This is a genomic window from Granulicella aggregans (genome assembly GCF_014203275.1).
Classification (GTDB): Bacteria; Acidobacteriota; Terriglobia; order Terriglobales; family Acidobacteriaceae; genus Edaphobacter.
In genome coordinates, this window is record NZ_JACHIP010000002.1 from 181573 (window position 1) to 200367 (window position 18795).

The following is an 18795-nucleotide window of genomic DNA, read 5'->3' on the forward strand; positions in this document are numbered from 1 at the left end:
TATGGCCATCGAATCGATGAATCCCGCAACCGGCGAACTCATCCGGCGCTTCGATCCTCTCACCGAAGATGCGATCCATCAGAAGCTCGCCCTCGCCTCCGAGGCCTTCAAGAGCTATGCCGCCGTGCCCATGGGTCATCGGGCACTCTGCATGCGGAAGCTTGCGAACCTGCTCGAAGAAGACGCGGTCGAGCTCGCTGAGATGATTACGATGGAGATGGGAAAGCCAATCAAGGCCTCCCATGCGGAGCTAACCAAGTGCGCCGCGGCCTGCCGGTACTATGCGGAGAACGCCGTCCGTATGCTCGCGCCAGAGAGCATCACCACCGAAGCCTCCCGCAGCTTCGTTCGCTGGGACCCGCTCGGCGTCGTCCTCGCCGTCATGCCATGGAACTTCCCCTTCTGGCAGGTCTTCCGCTTTCTAGCGCCAGCCCTGATGGCCGGAAATGTCGGCCTGCTAAAGCACGCCCCGAATGTGCCCCAGTGTGCGCTCGCCATCGAATCGCTCGTGCGTCGCGCCGGTTTCCCCCGTGGCACCTTCCAGACGCTGTTGATTGAGACTAGCCAGGTGGATGGCGTGCTCGCCGACGAGCGCATCGTCGCTGTCACGCTCACCGGCTCGGAGACCGCGGGCCGCGCCGTGGGAGCCCAGGCCGGCTGGCTCATCAAGAAGTCTCTATTGGAGCTCGGCGGCAGCGATCCCTTTATCGTCATGAGTTCCGCGGATCTCGATCTTGCGGTCGAGAACGCCGTCCAATCCCGCTGCATCAACAGCGGACAGTCATGTATCGCAGCAAAGCGCTTTGTCATCCATGCCGGGATCTACGAGGAGTTCGAGAGGCTCTTTGTCTCCGCCATGGCCTCTATGCGAGTCGGTGACCCGATGCTCGACGAGACGCAGATTGGCCCGTTGGCTACACGGCGTCAGTTGGAGAATCTCGATCAGCAAGTTAACGCAGCCATCACTGCGGGAGCCAGGTTGCTAACCGGAGGCCGCCGCATCCTCGGTCCCGGCTACTACTTTGAGCCGACCGTGCTTTCCGGCCTGCCGCGCACCGCCCCTGTCTATCGCGATGAGATCTTCGGTCCAGTCGCGCTACTCTTCAAGGTGAACCATCTCGACGAAGCAATCCGAACAGCAAACGATACGCCGTTTGGCCTGGCCGCCTCGGCCTGGACGCGCGATCCCGATGAGCAGCAGCGGCTAGTCGCCGAGATTCAAGCCGGGTCAGTATTCGTGAACAAGATGGTTGCCAGTGATCCCCGGCTCCCTTTCGGCGGGATCAAGCATTCTGGCTATGGGCGAGAGCTTTCGGCCGCGGGCATGCGGGAGTTCATGAACGCGAAGACCGTAGTCATCGCATAAACTCCCACATCGCCCACCCCTCGTTAGAAGCTGAAAGTCGCAAGCAGGGTGATACGGCGGACCGCGGAGTTGCTCGAGAAGATACTTCCCGCAAGTCCAGTCGACTCGTAAAAGTTCGAGGCCGAAACTTTGTCTTGCGTCTGAGGCACTACTCCGGACGGTGTTCCACGATCCACATCATTGAAGACGTTTGCCGCCAGAACTCCGAAGCTCATAGAGTAGCGCCTGCCGGAGCTGGCTCCGCCTCCGAATCCGCCTGGACCGCCGCCTCCCGGACCACCGCGTCCGCCGCCGCGACCGCCGCCACCTGGGCCTCCGCCGGGAGGTGGTCCATTCGGACCCTGTGACTGGCTCTTGGGCGTCCCCGTCTCCGGTCCAAATCCGATCGTCTTCGTCATTCGGAGGTTCAGCGTAAATGCGGCTGGTCCAGTGCCGGAGTTGATGGGAATTCGTGGCACGTTCGCGGTAGGGGTGATGTCAAAGCTGCCGTGCGCGGTGTTAATAATGGTGGCCGTCGGAGACGAAGTCACAATGCCGGGCCGGTCATTGGTCAGGATCGAGTCACCGTTCAGGTCAGTTCCGGTGATGATGTTGAAGGGGGAGCCGGAGGTCGCCACCATGAAGGGCGAGAAGCTGACACGGTGCGGTAGGGAGAAGTTTCCACCCATGAACAGGCGATGGCGGGTGTCGAAGCTAGCGCGGCCATAGTCCGCCTTCAGGTTTCCCACCACCGATGGAAAGCTGCCTGAGCCGGAACTGTCAGCGTTCGCGAAGTTTAGGCTGTAGTAACCCCATAGCGAGATCGAACGCCCATAGCTGATGCGCGGGCTGATGGAAAGCTGGTTCTGGGTGAAGACTCCGCCGGAAGCGAATTGATAGTCCTGGCCCGTCGAGATGTATGTGCCCGTCGCGCTGTCGAACTCCGGAACGTCAACGTTCTGACTGTTGAACTGGTGCACGCCACGCATGTGCAGGTAGTTGACTGATACCGTTCCAATCTTGCCCAACTGACGATCTGCGCCGATGGCGAACTGCATCAGGTAGGGACTACGAAGCGTAGGCGCAATCGAGTAGGTGGTCTGTGCCGAAGGACTTGATGAGGAGGCCAGGCACGCGCTCTGATTCGCGGGGGTGCAGGTAGCACTAGGAGACCTGATCGTAAACAGTTGCTCGTTGGTTCCGTTCTGCTGAATCGTCGTGATGGTATTGGTCAGCGTGAAGCGATCGTAGAAGATACCGAAGCCGCCCCGGATCACAGTCTGGGGATTGTTCTTGTTGCTCCCAACTCCGTAGGCGAAGGAGATGCGCGGAGCGAAGTCGTGATGGTCTTTAATGTGGTTCTGCGTCTCGTAACGCAGGCCGTAGCTGAAGGTGAGGTTTGGCTTGATCTTCCAGTCGTCTTCCGCGTAAATGCCCAAGTCCGCGAGCGTCGCATGTACGGAAGGCTGGACGTAGTTCGCCACCTTGTACTGCGACGGAGCCCGGCCGTTCGCATAGTCGTCAAGACTGCTGTAGGTGAAGACTCCCAACGCCTGCGCATCGCTGAAGTTGGCGTCACGCGTCGTCCGCAGCCTTCCGCCCATCCGTATGAAGTGGTGCGCAAGTGCCAGCGAGGTATAGTTCTGAACCTCGAAGTGGTCCTGGTGATCATTGACCACCAGCGCACTCGATCCTCCGCCGGTGAAGCTCGCCTGCACGGTTACGCTCGGCGCCGCTGACACAGGTGTTTGTGAGCTCTTATCGCGGCCATACTCGAACCGTGTCTCGTTGATCAGCTTGTCGCTAAAGATCTGGCTGTCGACAATCTGTATCTCGTTTTCAGTCGAATCGAGGTTATAGCCAGCGGAAGGCAGGTCCAGGCCGCCGGTCCCGTTGTTCTGCTGAGAATTCGTCTCGTACTGATAGCGCAGGGTAAGCGTGTTCTTCGCAGCCAGTTGATAATCGAGACGCGGCGTGAGGTCGGTCCGCACCTGCGGAAAGAGCGTCGGTATGGAAACCTGGGTCTGTTGCGTGCATCCCGCCTCGCCGGGCGCGCAAAGCGCCGTCGAACCAGGCAATGCATAAAGTGAACCGAAGTACACAGTATTGTCCTGGATCACACGGTGCGATCCTCCGAGGTTGAAGGACGACTTGGACGTGACCGGGCCGGTCAGATTTCCGAGCACAAAGATGGTGTGGTACGGCTGCTGCTCGGTGGTGCCGAGAAATGGGCTCTTCGTATTGAAAAAGTCCGCATTGCCGTTGGCCTGGAAGAAGCCGTGAAATTTATCCGCGCCCGGCTTGGTGAAGACCTCGACGCGGCCATATCCCACACGGTCGTACTGGGCTGAGAAGGGATTCTGATTAACGCGGATCTCTCGGATCGACGATTTTGGAGGAAGTTGGCCTCCAGTAAAGCCATCCACATAGATCTGGCCGCCGTTCGGCCCCGCTGACGGTCCGGCCAGTGCGGATAGCTCTGAGGAAAGCTCGTCCGGATCGTCCGATAGCGCATCAAGATCCTTGCCCTTGATCACCGTTGCACTGGCGTTGCTGTCGGAGTCCACGCTGACCGTCGCGCCCTCTGTCGTCACATTGACTTGCTGGTTCGCCGCTTGAACGATCATCTTCGCGTCGAGCGTCATCCCCTGACCGGCCGCGACACGAACTCCCTGCTTCACAAAAGAGGCAAAGCCCTGCATGGTCACCGTGAAGGAGTAGAGACCTGGGCGCAGACCCGTCGCCTGGTAACTTCCATCGCTGCCCGATGTGATGACCGTTGCTTTGCCGGATGCCAAGGTGAAGGTGACCGTGGCACCTGGGATCACGGCGCCATCAGGGTCGGCAATCGTCCCTTTCACGGTCGTTGCCGCCACAGACGATGTCCCATTCTGTGCGGCACCTGCCGAAACTGCCGGCGCAGGATTCGGCCCTTGCGCGTTTGCCAGAGGTACCACGAGCAGAGCGCATGCGAGTACGAGGGGCGATATAGGGGAGGTGCTGAAACGAACCGACATCAAAACTCCTTAAAACTCATTTTCCTTCCGGGCATACACCCCAACCCGGTTGCATTGTCCGGCGACATTTGCCACCGGCTCATCTCTCCGCGCGACGACCCCTTGCGGCAGCGGCTCACTCTACGACGGCCCGCGATATTGGAGCGCGGGGACTCACGAACCAATTCCACCCACAAAGACAGGCTATCGCCTAAGCGCCCCCGCCGTCTTGCCCGCCACCGAAGTTCCATGGCGACAGTGTCATCGAAGCAGTTCCCTTCGGTGTGGCCGTCAAAATCGGCTCGACTCCCGAAAGCACCGTGATCGCCGTCAGCCCAGCGCTACCCGGGGTCTTCTCCGCGACGATCATCAGGGTCTGGCCGATATGGAGATCGCTCAGTGAACCCTGCGGAAGCCGGGTTACGAGCTGCGAGAGGTCTCCGCCCGCTGACCCGGTTCCGGAACCCCTTTGTTCGGAGTGTGGGTCGCCAACCGCAACCGCCGCGGCTGGAGGCAGCTTCGGCTTATCGACTCCGCCAGAGGCGGCCGCTTGATCGCTACCCTTCGCACGGGCAGCGAAACGGGCGGCGGCCTCTGGTGGCAGGGCGCGGAGGCTGGAGTTGGCGGTCACTGTAATGGAATACGACTTCTTGCTGGAAATATCTGTCAGCGTGAAGGTCTGCGAAGCGGCGTCGATCGCCGTCACTGTGCCTGCCAGGTTTTCGAATGCCCCGGTTACGATCTCGTCAGCTTTGATGGAACTCCCGTCTGGAGCCTTGTCCCCTCGGGCGCGAAGCTGGTCGCCCACCTGAATCTGGTCCCGAGTGCCCACCACTGCGTCCGCGAACTTGACCGAGCCATTGGCATAGCGCCGGTAGACGGTCGAGGACAGGGTCTCCACCGCGATCTTCTTGCCGCGTGAGTTGATCGTGATCGTACCGCTGGCCGGATCGACGCCACCTACCAAGCCACCCAGGCCGCGCTTCTGCCAGTCAGCCTGCTCGGCTTCGTTCTTCTGCGCAATGTCGATCGATTTCATCAGGATGACCCGCGAGACAGTCATGGCGTCTGGAGCATCCTGATGGCCGGTAACAAGGACGCGGTCACCCGTCTCAATATCGCTCAGGGCAATTGTCTGGGCCGTCTTCAGGTCGGTGCTTCCGGGCGCGACTTGGAGCACCTTCGCTCCATCGACGACACTTACGGAGACGGTCTGGCCCGCGTCATTGGCGATGATCAGCTTATTAGGTGTGACCTGCTTGACGACACCGATCAGCTTGGAGGGCGCGGTCGCCTGCGCATACGCCCGAATGGAGGTCCCAGGTAGGACCAGAACAGCTAGCGGTGCAAGACTCAGGCATACCTGCATCGTCACGCTTCGCGAAGCGTAGAACGCCTTGCGGACAACGGCCCGGGGTGCTGCGCTCTGGGTCGTTCTACCGCTGAATTTCCTTCGGATTTCGCCCTGCATCTCGTTTTGAGTCATCAACTGGATCATCTCTTTTTCTTCTTTGGAAGGTCGGGCTCGTGAAGTTTTGCCGAATTAAGTTTAACTCTCAATTATTTAGGAGACGAAAAGTGGGGGTGAAAGTTTCCCGCCCACAACCATATATTGCTGGCCCCGGCCTCTGAAGGATGAGCCTTACCGCAGCAGGCGGTGGCCCGAATAATCGATTAAGGTCTGGGGACATTTGAGGGTTTCAACGGACAGCCCTCAAAGCAGTTATCGCTAACGTGATTTAAATGCGTTTTCCCAAGAAAGATTTGTTGCCAATTGTCGTTTCGTAGGCATAGTATCCGTCTCGGCTCGATACAGTTTTGGGACCCGCAAGCCGTATCAAATCAAAGTACAACGATTTACACGTTCCCCCGTACAGTGCCGCATTTCCACAAAATCACTCCTGACAGGGTTAGCCCTTCAGTGTTCTCTGGAGCGAAGAAAAATGTCTTGGTACGCCTACTGCATCGCAGAACGTAAAGTCTTTCCCGAGCTCGGACGGCATCGCCGCCCCATTCCTCTTGCCGGAGTCACTGGACTCTTCGGCAATCAGACCTTCCTCTTCCCGGCAGGCGATCTGGCGGTCATCGTCTCCGAACACAGCGCCGAAGACTCCGCCCGCACCGATCAGCAGGTCGCAAAGGACCACGCCCGCGTCATTAGTGAGTGCTTCAAGCTCTCCACCGTCCTGCCCTTCCGCTTCAACACCACCTTCGCCGATGACGACTGCCTGCGCCGTTCCGTCCGTTCGAACCAGAGACACTTCCTAGCCAACGTGGAGCGGCTTCGCGGCAAGGCCGAGATGCACCTCAAGGTGCTTGTTGACGACATCTGCCCCGGAACCTCTGCCCGCGACATGACGGTTGGGCAACAATACCTCACCAGCCTTCGCGAGAGCGCCAGCCGTCAACGCGAGCGTCAGTCCAAGGCGCGCGCCTTATCACTGCAGATGCACCGCATGTTCCTACCCCTCGCCGAGGAGATCACCTGCAAACGGATCGACTCCGGCAAGATGCTTCTCGATATCGCGCACTTGATCGATAACAAGACCATCGAGCGGTATCAGAATAAGTATTCTTCAGCGACTCAGCAATTGAAAGAGTGCCGCATGCAGCTGTCCGGCCCCTGGCCTCCCTATCACTTCGTTCATAAGAGCAACTCCGCTCCGACACACAACGCTTAGCCCACAAAATACATCTGAAGCAAGCAAAAACCTCCCAACCACTGGGAGGTTTTTGCATTTGGCGATCAACCGAATCATCGACTCTGCGTGAACGCACGGGACTACCTTTGCAGATACCCGGGCATCGTATCTGTCATCGGTCCTATGCGCACGCGGGATTGTGCCGGTCTTAGCTGCTGCGAAGAAATTGCTTCATGCAAGCAGCCCGGCAAGATGTAAGGAGATTACGCTGATGATGCACGACAGCTCGAAAAATTTCAAGTTCTCTGGATTTAGCCTTAACTCTCTCGCCATGTCTACCTTTACACCTCTGGCACTGGCCGCTGTTTCTCTTCTCCCTATCACATCGACTCCTTTCGCGGCCGCGCAGGAACAGAATCCCACGGCCAACAACGAGCCCCGTCCTCAGGACAACCAGATTACGCAGCAGAATGGCATCTACATCTATCGCGTAAAAGTCGTCCAACGCGATCTTGATGCTGTGAACTACTTGCATCGGAGCGGGTCAACCACTATCGGCTTCGAGGGAACAGCGCTGCTACCCCTAGCAAAGGGAGAAGCGAAGGTTGAGAGCCAGCGCGGCGGCATCACCATCGACGCGAGCTTCAAGGGCCTCACGCCTGCCAATGGCTTCGGTCCCGAATACCTGACCTACGTTCTCTGGGCCATCACGCCAGACGGTCGCCCTGCAAATCTCGGCGAAGTCCTTCCCTCCGGCAACAAGAACACGATCCACGTCACGACCGCCTTCCAGTCCTTTGGCTTGATCGTAACGGCTGAACCTTATTACTCCGTCAGTCAGCCCAGCGACGTGGTGGTGATGCAGAATGTCATCAAGCAGGACAAGACCACTGGCGTACTTGAGAAGGTCAATGCTCACTACACGCTCCTTCCGCGTGGACTCTATGCAGAGACAGACGGAGCCAAGTCCAACGCTAACCCGATCACTCGCGATATGAAGTCGCCGCTTGAGATCTACGAGGCGCACAATGCCTTCCGCATTGCCCAGTCAGTCGGAGCGGATAAGTACTCGCCCGACATCATGCGCGAAGCGGCGGAAGATCTGAAGAACGCCGATGACATGGACTCCAACAAACATGGCGATCGCAAGATGGAGATCACCTTCGCCCGCCAGGTAGTCCAGCGGTCGGAGGATGCTCGCATCGACACTCTGCGCAAGCAGGCAGCCGAGCGCCAGCGCAACGCTGACCTTGCGCAGCAGCAGGCTCAAAAGGAAGCAGCTCAATCCGCCGCCGATGCTCAACAGTCGCAACTGGCAGCCGCACAGGCACAGGCTGCAAAGGAAAAGGCTGACGCAGAGCGTGCTCGTGCTGAAGCTGACGCCGCCGATGCTCGTGCCCGGGCAGCAGAAGCGACCAAGGCAGCCAACCAGAGCGTTGCAGATGCCAACGCCATTCGCGAAAGACTGAAGGCGCAGCTCAACAGCGTCCTCCAGACCAACGAAACCGCACGCGGTCTCATCGTGAACATGTCGGATGTGCTCTTTGATACCGGCAAGTACACCCTGAAGCCCGGTACTCAGGTTGCTCTCGCCAAGGTGTCAGGCATTCTCGCCGCCTATCCTTCACTCAAGCTTCAGGTTGAGGGGTACACCGACATAGTGGGTGGCGACGCGTACAACCAGAAGCTCTCTGAGAATCGCGCGGGAGCCGTCAAGGACTTCCTAGTCTCTCAGGGCGTCTCCATCAACAACATCACTGCGGCAGGCTACGGTAAGGCCAACCCCGTCGCGGACAATGGCACCGCAGCAGGACGTGCGCAGAACCGCCGTGTACAGCTAGTTGTCTCGGGTGATGCCATCGGCGTGCAGCAAAGTGGTCCCGATACGGCAGCACCTCAACAGTAACCTCCACGTTGTTTGGACAGAGTGACAAGGGAGAGGCGATTGCCTCTCCCTTTCTCTTTGGGCAACCTCATGGAAAGCTGAGATCGTGAAAACATAGCACCATGGCTACCCTTCGCGGCAAAACAGTTCTCATCACCGGCGCAAGCTCCGGCATTGGCAAGGCAACCGCAATCGCATTCGCGCAGGAAGGCGCAAGAATCCTTATCTGCAGCCGCCGCCTCGCTCCGCTGGAAGAGACGGTGCGTGAGCTCACAGCCTCTGGTGCGGATAGCGCCTATGCTTTCGCTCTCGACGTCTCCGACCGCATCGCCGTCGAGCGCACTCTCTGTAATCTCCCCACGGAGTGGCGCGATATTGACATTCTCGTCAACAACGCCGGTCTCAGCCGCGGTCTCAACAAGGTCTACGAACAGGACCCTGAAGACTGGCAGGAGATGATCGACACCAACGTACTCGGCCTGCTGCACGTCACTCGTGCCATCGTCCCCCGCATGGTCGAGCGCAGCGTTGGCCACGTCATCAATCTCGGCTCAACCGCAGGACACATGACCTACGCCAACGGCACCGTCTACTGCGCCAGCAAGGCCGCCGAGATGGCAATCACTGAAGGACTGAAACTTGATCTGATGGGAACGCCGGTGCGCGTCACGACAGTGGATCCGGGGATGGTCGAAACAGATTTCTCAAAGGTCCGCTTTCGCGGCGACGAAGAAAAGGCGGCGAAGGTTTACGCCAACATCACTCCGCTTCAGCCCTCGGACGTTGCCGATGCGATCGTCTGGGTGGCCAGTCGGCCAGCACACGTTAACGTCCACAGCATATTGATCACCAGCATCGACCAGGGAAATTCCATGGTGCTGAATCGCCGCGGCTAGTACATCGTTTAGAGGTGTAGCGTCCAGCCCAGTTCAGAGAGTTTCTCTTCGATGTCGATCAAGGCAGCAGAGAGTGCGGAGCGTCGGTGAGGACTTGCTGTGCGCTCGGAGAGAATGCGCTCCCGCTGCATCGCCAGCGCCTGGACTCGCCGCTTCTTTTCGGCGTCGTCAGAAACATTTCCTTTGATAACTGGCTTAGGCATAGCAGCGACGTTTTGCTGCTCCTCGACGGATTTGCTCTCCCAACCCTTCGACATAATCAAATTCTACGCTCTTCGTTGAATTCGGTTCTCGTATGGTCAGACGAAAACCGCAGATGGACTTCTTTTCCTATGCCGCACAACGTGAGAGACTTCGCGGCTATACCTATAATCGAGCCTGCATCGGAAGATCTCCGGAGATGAAATCAGCGTGATTGTAGAGATAACAGGGCTCAGGAAGATTTACGAAGGCAAGCAGCGTGTCGTGGCCGTCGATGGTATCGATCTTGGCGTGCGCGAAGGTGAGATCTACGGCCTCCTTGGACCCAACGGTGCCGGCAAGACCACCACCATCAGCGTCTGCACAACCCGCGCGCTGCCCTCTGAAGGAGTCGTCCGCATCAACGGAATCGACGTCGTCAAATCTGCCGCCGTCGCAAGAACCTGCATCGGCGTGGTCCCCCAATACAACACACTCGACCGCGCCTGCACCATCTTCGAGAACATCAATTTTCATTGCCGATACTTTGGATTTTCGAGGGCCGACGCGAAGCAGCGAACGGAACAACTCCTCGAACAGTTCCACCTCTCCGAGCGTGCCGGCGCCTATCCGTCTCAGCTCTCCGGCGGTCTTGCTCAGCGCGTACAGATCGCCCGCGCCATCGCCCACCGCCCCAAGGTGCTCTTTCTCGATGAGCCGAGCGCAGGCCTTGATCCGCAGTCGCGCATCGCCATGTGGGAGGCCGTTTCCGGGCTTCGCAAGGAAGGCATCACCGTCGTCCTGACGACCCACTACATGGAGGAGGCCGACGAACTCTGCGACCGCGTCGCCATAATCGACCATGGGAAGATCCTCGTCGAAGACACGCCCGCTGCACTCAAGCAATCGATCGGCGCACAGCGTCTTTACGATCTAGACCTTCGCAGCGAAGGAGACCACGCCGCTCTCACCGCATTGCTAGAGCAGCTTGCCGGCGTCACCTCGGTCGAAAGTTTACCCAGTGGCCTACGAATCTTCGCAGACAGCGCAGACGGCCTACTCGCCGGGATCGTCAATACCGCCAATCCCTACGGCCTGCGCGACCTCCGCATTACCGAGACGAGCCTGGAAACCGTCTTTATCAAGCTCACCGGCAGAGACCTTCGCGAATAACTCTCTTCCTTTGTCATCCTTCGCGTAGCGGAGGATCTGCTTCCTCTCTCTGCCGTTGCTGTTGTTCCCAACCCGAAGCCCCACGGAACCCAAATGACCACAGCCATCGCCATTCCGCCCCAGGCAAAGATCTCGAAGGCCTCGCTCTATACCCGCGCTTTCCTTGGCCTCTATCTGCGCGACCTCTACGTGCTGCGTCGCGAACTCTTCCCCTTCGCCATCCGCGTCTGCATGAATCCGTTGCTTTTTCTCTTCGTCTTCACCTACGTGATCCCAGGAATGAGTAGCCATGGCGGGACCGCCGCGATGAACCCCTCTGCAGCTCTGGCCAATTCGGGGATCTCCTACTCCACCGTGCTTCTGCCCGGACTGATGGCCGTCGGCATCATGTTCTCCGGCATCGCAGCCGTCGCGCTTCCGCTTGCGGTCGAGTTCGGTTCAACTCGCGAGATCGACGATCGCGTTATGTGCCCACTGCCGGTCGCCTTCGTGGCAATCGAAAAGATTATCTTCTCCGCCATGCAGTCAGTCTTCGCCGCCTGTATCGTCTATCCGCTCGCCTTCTACGTTCCCGCCGTGCACCCCACAACGCACGTCGCGAGTTGGCCGTTCCTCATCGTTGTCGTCGTGCTCGCCAGCCTTACCGCAGGAGCCCTGGGCCTCACCATTGGCACCAGCGTCAAGCCTTCTCAGATCGGCCTGATCTTCGGCGTGGTCGTCATCCCAATCACCTTCCTCGGCTGCGTCTACTATCCCTGGGCACTGCTTAGCCACATCAAGTGGCTACAGTATGGCGTCCTAATCAACCCCATCGTCTATATGAGCGAGGGACTGCGAGCGGCGCTAACGCCAACGCTCGATCACATGGACCCGGCCGTAATCGTATTGATGCTCTGCGTCGCCCTTACCACGCTCACCTGGCTCGGAATGCGGGGCTTCCTTCGGCGGGTGATCGGGTAGGCGATCAGGCGAAAGCGGGCGAAGGAGAGCCTAGCTTCACCTTCAAGTCGTCGGCAATCTGTTTGCCGTGGAAGCGTCCGTTTTCAATGAAGATCTCGTTCGTCCGCTCTCCAGCCACGATCACACCCGCTAAATAGATCCCAGGCACATTGCTCTCCAGCGTCGCCGGATCGCACACCGGGCAGCGGTCGTTGTCGGCGTCCAGTTTCACGCCGAGCCGCTCGATGAAGCTGAAGTCAGGATGATAGCCAGTTAGAGCAAAGACAAAGTGATTCGGAATCGTGACAGGTCCCTCCGGCGTGACGATTGTAAGATCGTCCTCCCGCACCTCGATCACCGAGCTATTGAAGTAAGCAGTAATCTCGCCGTTTTTCACTCGATTGTTGATGTCCGGCAGAATCCAATACTTCACATGGGCGTGCATCACCGGCCCGCGATGCACCAGCGTCACCTTCGCGCCATGTCGCCAAAGATCAAGGGCGGCGATGGCAGCTGAGTTCTTACCGCCGATGACGACCACATCCAGCCCGAAGAACGGGTGCGGCTCATGGTAGTAATGGCGAACCTTGCTTAGCTCTTCTCCCGCGATATTCAGATAGTTCGGAAGATCGTAGTAGCCCGTCGCGATGACCAGCTTACGCGCGCGATGCTTCGTTCTGCGCTCAAACCGATCGGTCGTATGGATGATGAAGTCACCGTCCGATCCTGCGACCGATACCACCGTCTCATACTGCCGCACATCGAGCGCGTAGTGCTCGGCCACCTTGCGGTAGTACTCCAGGGCCTCCATCCGGTTCGGCTTCTGGTTTGGACTGGAAAAGGGGATGTCCCCGATCTCAAGCAGCTCCGGCGTTGTGAAGAACGTCATGTGCGCGGGATAGTGAAAGAGCGAGTTGCACAAGCAGCCCTTATCGATCAGCACGGCCTTGAACCCGGCCCGCTTCGCCTCGATCGCGCAGGCAAGCCCGGTAGGTCCCGCGCCGATCACCAGCATGTCGTACACTTCGTCGTTCTTCGCCGAAAACTCGCTCATATCCCATTCTATCGAATCGGAATCATCGCGAATCTAAGGTTGGAGGTCCATCTCGACAAGCTTGTGAGCAATCGCGAACAGCGCAAGTTCAAGCCTCGTTGAGACGCCCGTCTTGTCGAAGACATTCGATAGATGGCGCTTTACTGTCTCTTCCGAGATATTGAACTGCTTCGCGATGTCCTTGTTGCTACAGCCTTCGACGATGCAGGTCACAACTTCAAGCTCGCGCGGAGTCAGACCGTAGGTCTTGCGCTCAGGAACCGCTGCGGCCTTCTGCATCAGCTCATGCAACGCTTTCAGCAGATTCACGACGCGCTGTCCATTGATCCAGTAGTCGCCCGAGATGACGGCGCGCAGCGCCTCCGAGAGCTCTCCCGAGACGGCGTCCTTCAGAACGATACCGCGGGCACCAATCTGGAGCGCTTCGATGACCTGCTGCGTCGTAATGAGGCTGGTGAGCAGCACAATCTTCACGCGCGGCGAACGGCTCATGATCGCCCGCATCGCCTCAAGACCTGGGAGCCGAGGCATCTGCAGGTCGAGCAGAAGGATGTCCGGTTCCTTGTCCAGCGTCTCGGTGATCGCGACATCACCATCTTCGGCTTCGCCGACTACGGTAAAGCCAGCACCGCTGGTAAGAATGTTCTTCACCCCGAAACGGACAACCGGGTGGTCGTCGGCAACGACAATCCGGATCGTGGAGGCTGCGCCGTTCTGGTCGATCGATTTCATGATGGATTCGTTCTCCCGGGGATGTCAAAGACAAGAAAAGTAAAAGCACTTCTTTCGCGCAGGCGTCCGCTACCCGCGCAATCGTTCCACAAGAATACGCTCTAGCCGCTCCGATGCGCGTGCTAATTGATCGAGCAACGCCGTAACCCCGCTGGTTCCCGCACTTGCGCTCAATCCGGCGCGTTCGGCCGCTGCCGCCAGATCATATATCTCAGCCGCCCCGATCATACCTGCCCCACCCTTAATCGCGTGGGCCTCGCGCCGGTAGCCAGCATCGTCGTCCTCTTCCTGAAGCGTGCGCATAGTGGCCAGGCGGACCCGCGCATCGGCGATACAAAGCTCGTACATCTGACCAAGCTGGGAAGACGGCATCAGCTCCTGCATCTTTCCGAAGACATCCTCGTTGATCGCAGGAACATCCTGCTCGCCGGAAGGGTCAGCTTGCGTCGATGTGGCGGCGACCTCCCATACCTGGTCTTGAACCACGCCAGCAATCGCGTCTCGAAGGTCAGCGACAGAAAACGGCTTCAGCAGAAATCCGTCGAATCCGGCGGGCGCAAAAGCCGGGGTTCCAGGCGGCCGCGAGTCGCTGCCGCTCATGGCGATCACCGGCACACCCGCTGGCAGCGCAGCACTCAGCGCCCGAGCAAGCTCCGTCCCCGAAGTGCCAGGCATCTGCAGATCGGTCAGCACGATCTCGGGATGCGAATCTATTCCACCGAGCAGCAAAAGGCCCTCATCGCCTGAAGACGCAGACACAACCGTAAATCCTTCTACCTCGAGCAACATCGTCAGCAACTCGCGGCTCACTTCATCGTCGTCGATAACCAGGATCAGCAAAGATCGTTCGCTCCGTCTTTCCGGCAGACTTTCCCCAAAGGCTATCATCGGCAAGCTCGAATCCCCGTATTTTAGCGATTTCAGGTGCATCCTCTTCACCGCCCAAAGTACAGTGAAGCCATGGCTCCGGAAGACCTCTCCCCGACCGAAAACCCGTCCGACTCAACATCAGATGCAGGATCGGATGTCTCTGTAAAGGAGATTGAGTACCTTGGGTCGCAGGTCAAATCACTCACAGAGCGCGTCTTTGCGCTTGAGCAGGCTATATCCGACATGGGCGGCTCTAAGCCTGCGATCATGGTGCCTCCTCCGCCGCCGTTGCCCGCAGTATCTCGTGCGAGATTCGTAAGCCGCACCGTCCCTAATGCCGGCAGCGAAGCTTCGGGTGCGAGCGAGACCACTCCGAGAAAGCCGCCTCGCTCCCTCGAAGATCGCCTGGGTTCGCAGATCTTCAACCGCGTCGGTATTATCGCCCTCCTCATCGGCGCAACATGGTTTCTGAAGCTGGCGATGGACAACCACTGGATCGGGGCTTTGGGCCGCGTCCTCATCGGCCTCATCGCTGGTGCGGGAATTGTCGTGTGGTCAGAACGCTTCCGCCGCCGCGAGTTCGCCGCCTTCTCCTACTCGTTGAAGGCCGTCGGCACGGGAGTGCTCTATCTCTCGCTGTGGGCCAGCTTCCAGCTTTACCACCTGCTTCCGCCAGAGGCAGCCTTCGCGTTGATGCTCCTGGTGACTCTCTGGAACGCGTGGATGGCGTGGGCACAGCAGTCCGAACTCCTCGCTGCCTACGCCATCGCCGGCGGCTTCGCCACGCCCATCCTGCTCTCGACCGGCGGCAATCACGAGATCTTCCTCTTCAGCTACCTGCTCACGCTCGATATAGCAACGATCGCCTTAGTCAGGCTGTCCGCTCTGCGATCGAAATCCTGGTCCCGGCTCCTGATGGCAGCCCTTCCCGGAACCATCGTGTACTTCATCGGCTGGTACGTCCGCTTCTACGCCCCTGCCGAGCTCGCTTCCACCAGCGTCTTCATCGCAATCTTCTTCATCGCTTTCCTCACGCTTCCCTTCCGGCTCGGCTCCCGGGAACCCGTGCCCGCGGTCGAGGCGGAGCCGATCCAGGACGTACTTCTGCCGCTCATGAACGCGGTCTTCGCGTCGCTCGCCTTCTACTCCGTCCTTGAAGACTCCGGCAATCACGCATCGCTTCCGTGGGTATCACTGCTCTTTGCCGCCATCTACCTCGTCGCGATGCGTCTCCCCGCTCTCAGCCGAATGCAGACCGCCGCCGCGCGCGCCGTGCATCTCTCGCTCGCCGTGCTGTTCCTCACGATTGCGATTCCGCTGAAGGCGAGCGGACGCTGGATCACCATCGGCTGGCTCGCCGAGGGAGTCGCTCTTCTCTGGGTCTCGGCTCGGCTGTCACAGACGGAAACGGCTGAGGACAAATCCGGAGCGGCCGTCCACCGTATGCTTCGCCGTCTCGCCTCTCTTGCTCTGGCGCTTGGCTTCTTCGGTCTGCTGATCACTCCTTTCTGGCTGGACTCCTCGATCCAAACCGCGGTCTTCAACCGGCGGTTCGTCACCGAGGCAGCAGGAATTCTGGCCTTTGCTGTAGCAGCATGGATCTCATGGCTTGCCCTGAGGGCAAATGGACCTTCTGAGAATGTCGCTCAGAAGGATCAGACTTCCGTCTTCCCCAGTTGGCTGCAATTGGCCGGCACCTCTGTCGTCGCTCTCAATCTCATCGCGCTGCAAGCCGGAGTCATAGAGATTCAAACCTTCTGGACTCGCGGCACTACCTGCTACTACTGCGGGGAGATCGCCCTTCAGACCGCACTCTCCATCTCCGCATTCCTGATGGTCTACGGCGCAGGCCTTCTTGCCGCAGGTTTCTGGAAGCACAGCGCCTTCCTTCGTTGGCAGGGGCTAGGCCTCCTGGTCATTGCCATCCTCAAGACCTTTCTCTACGACGTCCGCAGCCTCAGCCAGGGATACCGCGTCGCCAGTTTCCTCGGTCTCGGAGCTCTGCTGATGGCGGTCAGCTTTGCTTACGTTCGAAGAGATGCAAAAGCATCGCCGCCGGACCGGCAGTAAAGCTCCCGCCGAAACAGAACATCCGCGCCCCGGCTTCCCAGCACCGAACTCTTCCACGTCAAGTTCATCTCCCGCCCGGTCGATAAGGCCTCTGGGAGAGGACTTCCGTGATGGTCGATTCTGCGACACGAATAGAGATGCTGGGGGCCACGCTCGATCTCCTCGACGAGGGCGTTGCGCTGCTCGACGCCCACTCGCTCGTCGTCTATTGGAACGACGCGGCCGCCGCCCTCACCGGCCATCGCCGCATGAATCTCCTCTCGCGCGTCTGCCCCGCCGACCTCTACGAGATCGCTGAAAGCCACGGAACCGAACCGGTTTTAGGAGCGACCCCGCCCAAAGAGGAGTACACAGGCCCGAAGTACTCCGGCCAGCTTTACACCCAGAAACACCTGGTCAACGGCCGCCCCGAAGACTCCGCCGAAGACGAAGCCGCCAAGCCCATTCTGGTCCAGATGAAGCACCACCTCGGCCACTCCTTCCCCGCCATGCTGCGCAAGCTGCCGCTGCGCGACTCCTTTGGCAAACGCCTTGGGACCGTTCTCATCTTCCGCCCTGCGGAGGAGATCGACGAGATTCCTCATGGCGAGACCGGCGAGGCAGCCGTCCTTCATCGCAGCCAGCCGGAGACCGAGGAACGCCTTGAAGGAGCCTTCCACGAGTGGAAGACCAATGGCACCAAATTTGGCCTGCTCTGGATCACCGTCGATCAAGCGGCCCAGATGCGCCGCACCCATGGCCGCGATGCCTGCGAAGCGATGTTGAAGATCGTCGAACACCGCCTCGCCCAGGCGCTGCGGCCATCCGAAATCATCGGCCGCTGGGGCAACGATGAATTTCTAGTCCTCTCTCACGAGCGCACCCTCGACATGCTGATGGAACACGCGCACCACCTCGCCGGCATGACCCGTACCGCCGACTTCCGCTGGTGGGGCGACCGCATCAGCCTGACCGCCAGCATCGGAGCGATTCAGGCTGCATCCGGCGACACGCTCTCAAGACTCATGCTCGAAGCCCAGCAGGCCATGCACGCCAGCGTCTACGCCGGCGGCAATCATGTCACCCATGGAAGCGGCCATTCCGTTCCCGCAAAAGGAGATCCATGTTCGCGATAATCGGCCTCGTAGTGGTCTTTGGTGCAGTGCTCGGCGGCTTTCTGATGGAACATGGGCCGATCCCCGTCCTGATCCAGCCAGCTGAGTTCGTGACCATCATCGGTGCCGCGCTCGGCACCCTGCTCGTCGCCAATCCCCTGCACATCATCAAGGCCATGATCGCGTCGGTCCTTGGCGTCCTCAAGGGATCAGCCTTCGGCAAAAAGCGCTATCTCGACGCTCTGAAGATGATGTTTGAGTTCCTGAACAAGGTCCGCAGACAAGGGTTGATCGAGGTTGAAGCCGACATCGAAAAGCCCAGCGAAAGCGAGATCTTCAAAAAATATCCCGAGTTCCTCAAGGACCATCACATCGAGGCCTTCGTCTGCGACACCCTGCGCATGGCCATCAGCGGCGGCGTCGAACCCTTCGACATGGATCAGATGATGGAGCTCGACATGGAGGTCCACCACCACGAAGCCATAGCTCCCATCGCCGCGCTCAGCACTGTCGCCGACGCGCTTCCCGGTCTCGGCATCGTGGCCGCCGTGCTTGGCGTCGTCATCACGATGGGCGCACTCGGCGGCCCGCCGGAGGAGATCGGCAAGAAGGTTGCAGCCGCCCTCGTAGGAACTTTCCTCGGCATCCTGCTCTGCTACGGGGTCGTGGGTCCTCTGGCCGCGAACATGACCAAGAACGCCGACGCACACAACGAGTACCTCCACGTGATGCGCGTGCTGATGCTCTCCTTCCTCAAGGGCAACGCTCCCATCATCGCCATCGAGATGGCCCGCCGCGCCATTCCTGCGCACGTCCGGCCCACCTTCAACGAGATGGAGACCGCCTGTAAGGGAGCCGCCGACAGCAGTAGTGGCGGCGGTGGCGGCGAGTAAATCCTCAACCAGCGTCACCTGAGCGC

The 18795-nt window shown here is 59.3% G+C and carries 15 protein-coding genes; 9 read left to right on the top strand and 6 right to left on the bottom strand.

What is annotated here, in order from left to right; translation table 11 throughout:
• Window position 1 precedes the first annotated feature (1 nt).
• Window positions 2-1366: an NAD-dependent succinate-semialdehyde dehydrogenase gene (locus tag HDF16_RS06265; RefSeq protein ID WP_184214619.1), complete on the top strand. Its 1365-nt coding sequence runs from the start codon at window positions 2-4 to the stop codon at window positions 1364-1366.
• Window positions 1367-1389: 23 nt separating this feature from the next.
• On the opposite strand, the gene HDF16_RS06270 is transcribed toward HDF16_RS06265, so the two are convergent.
• Window positions 1390-4362, bottom strand: a complete 2973-nt coding sequence (locus tag HDF16_RS06270) for a TonB-dependent receptor (RefSeq protein WP_184214621.1) — start codon at window positions 4360-4362, stop codon at window positions 1390-1392.
• A 190-nt stretch (window positions 4363-4552) separates the two neighbouring features.
• Window positions 4553-5839 carry a hypothetical protein gene (locus HDF16_RS06275; protein WP_246408798.1) on the bottom strand — a complete coding sequence of 429 codons (1287 nt, stop codon included), beginning with the start codon at window positions 5837-5839 and terminating at the stop codon, window positions 4553-4555.
• A gap of 445 nt (window positions 5840-6284) precedes the next feature.
• On the opposite strand from HDF16_RS06275, the gene HDF16_RS06280 reads away from it, so the two are divergent.
• From HDF16_RS06280 to HDF16_RS06290, 3 genes are all read left to right on the top strand, one after another.
• Complete coding sequence (locus HDF16_RS06280; protein WP_184214623.1) at window positions 6285-7022, top strand: GvpL/GvpF family gas vesicle protein; 738 nt, start codon at window positions 6285-6287, stop codon at window positions 7020-7022.
• Window positions 7023-7254: 232 nt separating this feature from the next.
• Window positions 7255-8889: an OmpA family protein gene (locus HDF16_RS06285; RefSeq protein WP_246408800.1), complete on the top strand. Its 1635-nt coding sequence runs from the start codon at window positions 7255-7257 to the stop codon at window positions 8887-8889.
• A 101-nt stretch (window positions 8890-8990) separates the two neighbouring features.
• Complete coding sequence (locus HDF16_RS06290) at window positions 8991-9764, top strand: SDR family NAD(P)-dependent oxidoreductase (protein ID WP_184214627.1); 774 nt, start codon at window positions 8991-8993, stop codon at window positions 9762-9764.
• An 8-nt stretch (window positions 9765-9772) separates the two neighbouring features.
• Here HDF16_RS06290 and HDF16_RS06295 read toward each other — a convergent pair whose 3' ends face one another.
• Entirely contained in the window at window positions 9773-10021 is a 249-nt protein-coding gene (locus tag HDF16_RS06295; RefSeq protein WP_246408802.1) for a hypothetical protein, read from the bottom strand.
• Window positions 10022-10175: 154 nt separating this feature from the next.
• On the opposite strand from HDF16_RS06295, the gene HDF16_RS06300 reads away from it, so the two are divergent.
• Both HDF16_RS06300 and HDF16_RS06305 read left to right on the top strand, forming a co-directional pair.
• Window positions 10176-11117: an ATP-binding cassette domain-containing protein gene (locus HDF16_RS06300; RefSeq protein ID WP_184214629.1), complete on the top strand. Its 942-nt coding sequence runs from the start codon at window positions 10176-10178 to the stop codon at window positions 11115-11117.
• A gap of 93 nt (window positions 11118-11210) precedes the next feature.
• A complete protein-coding gene (locus HDF16_RS06305; RefSeq protein ID WP_184214631.1) occupies window positions 11211-12077 on the top strand; it encodes an ABC transporter permease in 867 nt (288 codons plus the stop codon).
• A gap of 4 nt (window positions 12078-12081) precedes the next feature.
• Here the strand turns inward: HDF16_RS06305 and HDF16_RS06310 are convergent, their stop codons facing one another.
• The 3 genes from HDF16_RS06310 to HDF16_RS06320 all read right to left on the bottom strand — a co-directional run bounded on the left by HDF16_RS06310 (window position 12082) and on the right by HDF16_RS06320 (window position 14682).
• Window positions 12082-13110, bottom strand: coding sequence for a YpdA family putative bacillithiol disulfide reductase (locus HDF16_RS06310; protein ID WP_184214633.1), 1029 nt, complete (start codon window positions 13108-13110; stop codon window positions 12082-12084).
• 33 nt (window positions 13111-13143) lie between these two features.
• Window positions 13144-13842, bottom strand: coding sequence for a response regulator transcription factor (locus tag HDF16_RS06315; RefSeq protein WP_184214635.1), 699 nt, complete (start codon window positions 13840-13842; stop codon window positions 13144-13146).
• 69 nt (window positions 13843-13911) lie between these two features.
• Window positions 13912-14682, bottom strand: coding sequence for a response regulator (locus tag HDF16_RS06320; protein WP_184214637.1), 771 nt, complete (start codon window positions 14680-14682; stop codon window positions 13912-13914).
• A 120-nt stretch (window positions 14683-14802) separates the two neighbouring features.
• On the opposite strand from HDF16_RS06320, the gene HDF16_RS06325 reads away from it, so the two are divergent.
• The 3 genes from HDF16_RS06325 (at window position 14803) to motA (ending at window position 18769) form a co-directional block, all read left to right on the top strand.
• Window positions 14803-16782 carry a DUF2339 domain-containing protein gene (locus tag HDF16_RS06325; protein ID WP_184214639.1) on the top strand — a complete coding sequence of 660 codons (1980 nt, stop codon included), beginning with the start codon at window positions 14803-14805 and terminating at the stop codon, window positions 16780-16782.
• Between the two features lie 110 nt (window positions 16783-16892).
• On the top strand, window positions 16893-17897 hold the full coding sequence (locus HDF16_RS06330) for a diguanylate cyclase domain-containing protein (RefSeq protein ID WP_184214647.1): 1005 nt from the start codon (window positions 16893-16895) through the stop codon (window positions 17895-17897).
• Window positions 17885-18769 carry a flagellar motor stator protein MotA gene (gene motA, locus HDF16_RS06335; RefSeq protein WP_184214649.1) on the top strand — a complete coding sequence of 295 codons (885 nt, stop codon included), beginning with the start codon at window positions 17885-17887 and terminating at the stop codon, window positions 18767-18769. The genes HDF16_RS06330 and motA overlap by 13 nt, the downstream gene beginning before the upstream one ends.
• Window positions 18770-18795: the final 26 nt, after the last annotated feature.